This is a genomic window from Prevotella merdae, assembly GCF_900290275.1.
Lineage (GTDB): Bacteria > Bacteroidota > Bacteroidia > Bacteroidales > Bacteroidaceae > Prevotella > Prevotella merdae.
Genome location: NZ_LT985332.1, coordinates 1 through 7,350 on the forward strand (window position 1 = coordinate 1; position 7,350 = coordinate 7,350).

General features: G+C 50.1%; 7 protein-coding genes. All 7 read left to right on the forward strand.

Annotated features, from left to right (window positions below):
• Nucleotides 1–257, forward strand: a 257-nt coding sequence (locus C9991_RS17125; protein WP_232823387.1) for a hypothetical protein, incomplete at its 5' end; no start/stop codon positions are given.
• 96 nt (nt 258–353) lie between these two features.
• On the forward strand, nt 354–1,571 hold the full coding sequence (locus C9991_RS16310; RefSeq protein ID WP_157949520.1) for an OmpA family protein: 1,218 nt from the start codon (nt 354–356) through the stop codon (nt 1,569–1,571).
• Nucleotides 1,572–1,592: 21 nt separating this feature from the next.
• Complete coding sequence (locus tag C9991_RS16315; protein WP_106813523.1) at nt 1,593–2,486, forward strand: FimB/Mfa2 family fimbrial subunit; 894 nt, start codon at nt 1,593–1,595, stop codon at nt 2,484–2,486.
• Nucleotides 2,487–2,511: 25 nt separating this feature from the next.
• Nucleotides 2,512–3,405, forward strand: coding sequence for a fimbrillin family protein (locus C9991_RS16320; RefSeq protein WP_106813524.1), 894 nt, complete (start codon nt 2,512–2,514; stop codon nt 3,403–3,405).
• Nucleotides 3,406–3,413: 8 nt separating this feature from the next.
• Nucleotides 3,414–4,301 (forward strand): fimbrillin family protein, encoded by an 888-nt coding sequence (locus tag C9991_RS16325; protein ID WP_106813525.1) that lies wholly within the window; start codon nt 3,414–3,416, stop codon nt 4,299–4,301.
• Between the two features lie 34 nt (nt 4,302–4,335).
• Nucleotides 4,336–6,138: a fimbrillin family protein gene (locus tag C9991_RS16330; protein WP_106813526.1), complete on the forward strand. Its 1,803-nt coding sequence runs from the start codon at nt 4,336–4,338 to the stop codon at nt 6,136–6,138.
• A 63-nt stretch (nt 6,139–6,201) separates the two neighbouring features.
• A partial coding sequence (locus C9991_RS16335) for a fimbrillin family protein (protein ID WP_106813528.1) occupies nt 6,202–7,350 on the forward strand: 1,149 nt, incomplete at its 3' end.

Below are 7,350 nucleotides of genomic sequence, written 5' to 3' on the forward strand. Positions count from 1 at the left end.
ATATTTGCAACATGAAGGAAATAATAGAAACTATGCCAAGGATAGAATTAGCCCTGATCATCATCGGGGTGTTTGTACTCATATTAGGTATTATCTTGGGATATGCCATGATACATGAGTACAGGATATATCTTGATGATCACTATAAGGCTCGCTATAGCTTTCGTGACTTCATCAAGAGAGAACGCTTTTATATCTTTTTGCTGTTGGCATCCATATTTATCTTGCTGACAAACCTCTTGTATTTCCTGAAGTGAGTTTCGGATAGAATGGATGAATTAGCTTTATGGTGGATACTTGTCCTGTAATTGGAGATAGATTTTTATTTTTACGATAAAAAATGAATGAATGATATGATAAATTATTTGACAACAAAAAATCGGTTGCTGGTTGCAATACTTGCATTTATTCTTCCATTTTCTTTTGCGAGAGCAGAAGCAAAAAAAGATGGAAAGACTATTTCGCAAGGCTGGTACATCGGTATTGAGGGTGGAATGCCTTTCGGTTTCTCTACTTTCTCAAGTTTCGGACATGACAAGACGCACCTTGGTTGGGCTGCTGGCTTATATGGGGGCTATCGTTTCAACTCCATCTTCTCGGCAGAGTTATCTGCCAAGTATGGAGAGATGAACTTGTCAGCACAAGACTGCTGCGTAGAACGTAACTATTGGTTGGGGAGCGACGGCGTGCTTTACAAGGCAGGTGTCTTAGGCATGGACAGTTGGGAATATGCCAATCTGAAAAGCCATGTCAGAATGGGTTGGTATGGGGCAAGAGTGAACGTTAATCTCCTTGGACTGTTCCATCAAACAGCTGACAGCCGATGGGATTTGGCTGTTTCACCTCATATATATGCAGTAACGACCAAGGCTGATATCCATTCTATAGCCGATGAAGCCAAAGTGATGAAAGGTTCTACCAACTGGCATTTGGGTTATGGCGCAGACTTGCAGGTTGGTTATCAACTGACCTCATGTCTGAAATTGGGCATCTATTCCGGTTTGACCCGTCTTACTGGCGAACGTATGGACGGAATGCCAGAACATCTGCATAAGAACAACTTTGTTTGGGAAAGTGGAGTAAGATTAGGGATTAACCTCTCTAAAAAGAAGAACAAGGTAGCAGAAACTCCATCAGTTCCACAAAAGGAAGTTCTACAACAGGAACCAACTTCTTCGGAGTATGTCAATCAGAAAGAAACTGTGGATAAGGCAGAAACAAAAGTTGTTGAACAAGACATAAAAGAATCTGCAAAGGTGACTTTCCCTGTCATATATTTCACCTTCAATAGTATCGACATCCAACAAAATGAAGAGACTAAATTGAATGCTATTCTCAAAACATTGAAAGAGAATCCGAACATGAAGGTGACGGTAACAGGTTGGTGTGACACAAAAGGTAGCGTGGCTGTCAATAAACGTATATCTCGCCAGCGTGCAGAAGCCGTAAAAACCTGGCTTGCGAAGAATGGCATAGAGGCAAGTCGCATTACTGCAATAGGAAATGGTAGCGATGACACCCAAGATGCGGATAATGCTCGCCGAGTAGAGACAACAGACAATAATAAGTAACCCATAAAACACGAACAGAAAATGAAAGCAAAAAGAAGATTTAATATTTGGTTATGGGTGCTGTTATGCGTCCCATGCCTGTTGGCAAGTTGCGACCATAATGTTCATGATGGTGAGGATGTGGGTGGTTTGTCAGTATCGCTCACTTGGGCAGATGAAGCCGACCAAGGTACGGATGTGAATGACGTGAAACTCTGGATATTCAATGCCGATGACGGTTCGCTTGTAGAGGAAAAACATTATGGCAGTGCGCAGGAGGTGGCAAGCCAACGCTTCGCTCTTCCTAAAGGGCATTATCAGATATTGGCTATTACCAATCTCATAGAGCCATTCTTCACCACTGACCAGACCAGGGCTTTGACTAATTGGAACAATATCCAGATAGGCTTGACCAATCCTAAGGATGTGAACCATAATGCCTATTTCGGAGTTGCCGATGTAAGGATAGACAACAAGGAAGGCAGCTATGTGGTACAGAATCCTGTCAAAAGCGTGCTTGCCGAACTGACCATCATCATAGAGAATGTACCTAAAGGTACAGAAATGAGTGGCAAGGCATTAGATGCAGCTTGGTGTCTGTTCCCTACACAGAAGAATGGTGATGGCGACTATGGATTGCCGAGCATAGATCCAACGGAAGTGGAAATGCCTACTATCTTGGCTACTGAGTCAACTTTGCGCTCAGAAGTCATCCGGCTGATGCCGACCATACAGGGAAGCCCCGCCTCTCATGTTTATCTCCGCCTCTTGCTGCCTAACGGGACCTTGCAAGAGTTTGATATCACCGCTCCTGTGATGAAGGTTGGAGGAAAGTATGAGTTGCGACTCAACTACAACCAAATGCAGCCAAAGATGAATCTGGAAGCTACCATCAACGGTTGGACGAACCTCAACAATGAAGTAGAAATAAAATAATAATAACTTTTAAAATGTTTATAAGATGAAAAAGATGACTAAGTTCTTCACCCTTGCACTCTTGGCTGGTGCAATGGTTTCATGCAGTACAGAAGACACCGCACCTTCTGTCCAGAACGATAAGGTAGCCGTGCAGTTTACTGGTGGTATCAACGTAAACACCCGTGCTGCCGGTGTAGCCTGGGCTGATGGTGACAGGATTGGTATCTTCATGACTGGAGCAGATCAGTCTCTCTCGGCAGATGCAATCAAAGAGGGAGTTGACAATGTTTGCTATCAGACAAGTGGAAGTATTGCCTTTTCACCAATTTCTGGAGGTAAGACCATTTACTATCCTATTGATGGTAATGTGGACTTCTATTCTTACTATCCACATACTACGGTAAGCGATTACAAAGTGGCACTCAATGTGGCTGACCAGACGAGTCAGGAAGCTATCGACTTCATGTATGCCCAGGCTAAAGGATGCCATAAATCAATACCACAGGTAGAACTGAAATTCAACCATATGTTGAGTAACTTGGTTCTGAATGTTCAGCCAGGTAATGGCTTGACGGAAGACGATCTCAATAAATTAAAGGTCACCATTAAAGACCAGAACACCACAGCCACCTTCAATCTGGCAGATGGCCTAATCTCTGGCGAAGGAAATCCTGCCAACATCCAGATGAAAGCTGTCCAAGTCGGCAAGAAATACGAAGCCATCCTGCTTCCAACGAAATCAACGACCAGAGAAATCGAGTTTGACTTGGACAATGGGCATGATGCTCCGTTCGTCTGGAAAATGGACTCAGAACTCAAGGGCGGTAATATGTACAATTACACCACCGTGAAGCTGACCAGAACTGACGTGGAACTTACAGGTACTATCAAACCTTGGAATGAGGTTAAAAACGACAATGAGAATATAGCTGAATAACAGATATAATGAAGATAAGATTTTTTGCACTTGCAGCGCTCGCCCTCGCATTGGCAGCCTGCAACAACGACAACGAGAACCTGAACGGTGACCCTGTGGCCGCCCAGTTTACCGCCGACATCGCCCTCGCCACCCGCGCCAGCGGAACCACTTGGGACAACGGTGACCGTATCGGCATCACCGACATCGACAACGATACCAAGTACGGCAACGTGCCTTTCATCCTGAAGAACGGGAAATTTGAGGCAGAAGGAAAGGTCATCTATATCGAAGATGCAAAGACCCATACTTTCCGCGCCTACTATCCGTACAACGCGGCGGGAGGCATCCTCACAGCCACGACCGATGCCACGGCGCAGCAAAACCAGCCTGCCATCGACTTCCTCTTTGCTTCAGGAGCCACGGGAGACAAAAACAACCCGGTAGTAAGCTTCACCGACAAAACCGCCAAAGGCGGTGAAGACAACTCCTTCCACCACCGCATGAGCCAGATAACCCTTACCTTCGAGGCGGGCGACGGCGTGAATTTCAGCGTGGTCAAGCCTGAACGTTACACGCTGGACGGATTGTTACTCACCGGTACGTTCAACACGGCCGACGGTATTGCCACCGCAGACAACGGACTACAAACCGGAGAACTGGCCATGAATCTGGCAGACGGCAATCTCACGTCATCGGTCATCCTCTTCCCGCAGACAGTTGCATCCCTGCCGTTGGTTGTGAATTACAAAGGTCAGGAATATCCTGCCACACTCACCTTGCCCGATGGCGCACTGCTAGCGGGCAACAACTACACCTATACTGTCAAGGTGAGCAACAAAGTCCTTGAAGTCAGCGAAGCCACCATTGCAAAGTGGAACGATATAGACGGTGGAGAAGTGGGCGCTGACCTGTAAGATATTAATAATTAATTGATTAGAATGAAGAATTATGAGACATAGATTATTTATCCCCGCAGCCACCGCACTGCTGTTCGCCTTCGCCGCCTGCACGCAGGACGAACTGGCTGGCGATAACCATCTGTCCAAAGGTGAATATCCCGTTGTCATCCGTGCCACCGGACTGCCCGTGGAGGCAACTCCGCAGGCTGCCCCATCAACCCGTGCCACCGTGGACGGCGACTGGCAGGGCGTACAGACTGTGGCACTCAAGATGGGCGACGTGGTAAAGGAATACACCGTAACGCCTAACTCCGCTGACAATACGAGCGCCACGCTCTCACGCGAGAACGACCCGCACTACTGGACCAGCCGCGACCCGATTACCGTATCGGCATGGTGGCCCTTCGACAATGCCGACATCACACAGATGCCTGCCGTGAAGGTGGCAGAAGACCAAAGCAAACTGGCTGACTTCCAGAACAGCGACTTCATCTCTGCTGAGAACCGGAAGGTGGAATTTAACAACCCGACTCTTGAATTTACCCACCGCACGGCACGCGTGACAATCGAACTGAAGCCCGGCACGGGATTCACGAGCGTCGCCAGTGCCACGGTGAGCCTCGTGAGCCTGTCCGCCGATAACGGCAACCCGACCGCCATCAAGACCTACAACGCAAGCGGCAACACCTACGAGGCACTGACTGCCCCACAGACCGTTGCGGCAGGCAAACCGTTCGTCAAGGTGGAACTCGGCGGCGGCACCTTCTACTTCCGTCCACAGAACAACGTCGTATTAGAGGCGGGCAACCGCTATTCTTACACCGTCAAGGTGAACGCCACCGGCCTGACGTTAGAGGGTTGCACCATCGGTGACTGGGCTGACGGCGGCGGCGAGAGCGGCGAGGCTGAGGATTTGGGCTACATCTACGACAGCAACACCAATACCTACACGGTCTATAACGCCGACGGCCTGATGAATGTAGCCGAATTAGTGAACGGAGGTAAGACCGACATAAACATTACCCTCGACAAAAACATTGACCTGACGGGCAAAGACTGGACGCCGATAGGCACAGACTACGACAACTCATACACCGGCACCTTCGACGGCGGCGGCCATACCATCACGGGGCTGACCGTTACGACAAATGACGAATATGCGGGTCTGTTCGGCTATCTCGGTAATTTCGGTAATGCCGGTACGGTGAAGAATGTGGTGATGGATGGCATACAGATAACATGCAATCACAGGTTGGGTTATGCCGGCGGCGTGGTAGGATTTAGCTGGGGCACCATTGAAAACTGCTCGGTGTCGGGCAGCGTTAGCGGCACGGTGAGCGTCGGCGGTGTGGTGGGTGCTCAAAGGGACGGTTACATCACCGGATGCAGTTCCTCTGCCACAGTGAAGGGAACGCTCAATGTCGGCGGCGTGGCAGGTCAGACGAATTTTGGTGCCATCTTGACCGCTTGCTATGCCACAGGCAACGTGATCATAGAAATAGACCGCACACAGAATATCTCTGGCGGCGGTCTGGTAGGATTCAACGACGGAATCAGCCTCCTTGCCTGCTATGCCACGGGCAACGTAACCAGTACAGGTAGTAGCACTGGCTATGTACATATCGGCGGCTTTTTAGGAGATAACTACACCATCGTGACCGCCTGCTATTGGAAGAACAATCATGAACAAGGTATCGGCTACAATAGGAAAAGCACCAAAGCCACAGAGGTGGACGGTACTGGCGTTACCTGGAAGAACGCCGTTGATGACATGAACCGCGCCTTGCAGAACGCAGGATCAGAGTGGCGTTACGAACTTAACGGAGCATTGCCTACCTTGATGAAGCAGTAAACCGTCGGGCGGAAAAGTTCTGCCCGCAACGGAAACAACCATAGTAATAAAATAACAGATATTATGAGGATAAGATTTTTTGCACTTGCAGCGCTCGCCCTCTTATTGGGCGCCTGCACACAGGACGAAGCAGGCTTCCTGCCTGAAGGGGCGGAAGGCACATCCATCGTCTTCACCGCCACGGGGCTGAACCCCGCTGCGACGGCCACCGCCGGCACCCGTGCCCCGGTGGACGGCAATTGGGAGGGTGTGCAGAGCGTGGCAGTTCTGATGGACGGCATGGTGAAGGCATACGACGTGACGCCCACCACCGCCGACCCCACCAGCGCCACGCTGACCTCCACCGACCCGTACTACTGGACCAACCACGAAGACATCACCGTCACAGCGTGGTGGCCCTACACCGAGGGCGAGACTACTCCGCCTGCAGTAAAGGTAAAAGCCAACCAAAGTGCCCAGAAAGACTTTGAGGGCAGCGATCTCATCGTAGCCGACGGGCAGACGGTGACCTATGGCAATCCTACGCTCCGCTTCACCCACCGCACGGCGCGGGTGACCATCGTTCTGACGGACTACACCGAGGGACTGGCATCCGTGCAGCTGACGGGTCTCTCCACCGAAGGCGGCAACCCGGATATAATCACCCCGTACGGCAAGGGCAGCAACACCTACACCGCCCTCGTAGCCCCGCAAAGTGTGGCAGCTGGCACGACCTTCATTACCTGCACCTTCACTAACGGCAAGACCTTCGTTTATAAGATGAAGAATGCTACCGACTGGCAGGCGGGCGGTGAATATACCTACACAGTCTCCCTCGCTGCGGCAAAAGACCCAGGATATACCATAGAGGGAAACGGCAGCTACACGGTCTATAACGCCGACGGCCTGCTGAATGTAGCCGAATTAGTGAACGGAGGTAAGACCGACATAAACATTCCCCTCACCGCCGACATCGACCTCACAGGCAAAGACTGGACGCCGATAGGCACAAGCGCTGATAACTCATACAAAGGCACCTTCGACGGCGGCGGCCATACCATCACGGGGCTGACCTTTACGACAAATGACAAATATGCGGGTCTGTTCGGCTGGCTCAATAGAGCTGGTACGGTGAAGAACGTGGTGATGGAGGGCGTACAGATAACAAGCAATCAAATATATGGCGGCAGTATTGGCGGCGTGGCAGGATATAGCTGGGGCACCATTGAAAAC

Excerpts from the sequence above, each read along its gene's own strand:
- C9991_RS16310 (WP_157949520.1), top strand. The coding sequence starts at position 354 with ATGATAAATTATTTGACAACAAAAAATCGGTTGCTGGTTGCAATACTT.
- C9991_RS16315 (WP_106813523.1), top strand. The coding sequence starts at position 1,593 with ATGAAAGCAAAAAGAAGATTTAATATTTGGTTATGGGTGCTGTTATGC.
- C9991_RS16320 (WP_106813524.1), top strand. The coding sequence starts at position 2,512 with ATGAAAAAGATGACTAAGTTCTTCACCCTTGCACTCTTGGCTGGTGCA.
- C9991_RS16325 (WP_106813525.1), top strand. The coding sequence starts at position 3,414 with ATGAAGATAAGATTTTTTGCACTTGCAGCGCTCGCCCTCGCATTGGCA.
- C9991_RS16330 (WP_106813526.1), top strand. The coding sequence starts at position 4,336 with ATGAGACATAGATTATTTATCCCCGCAGCCACCGCACTGCTGTTCGCC.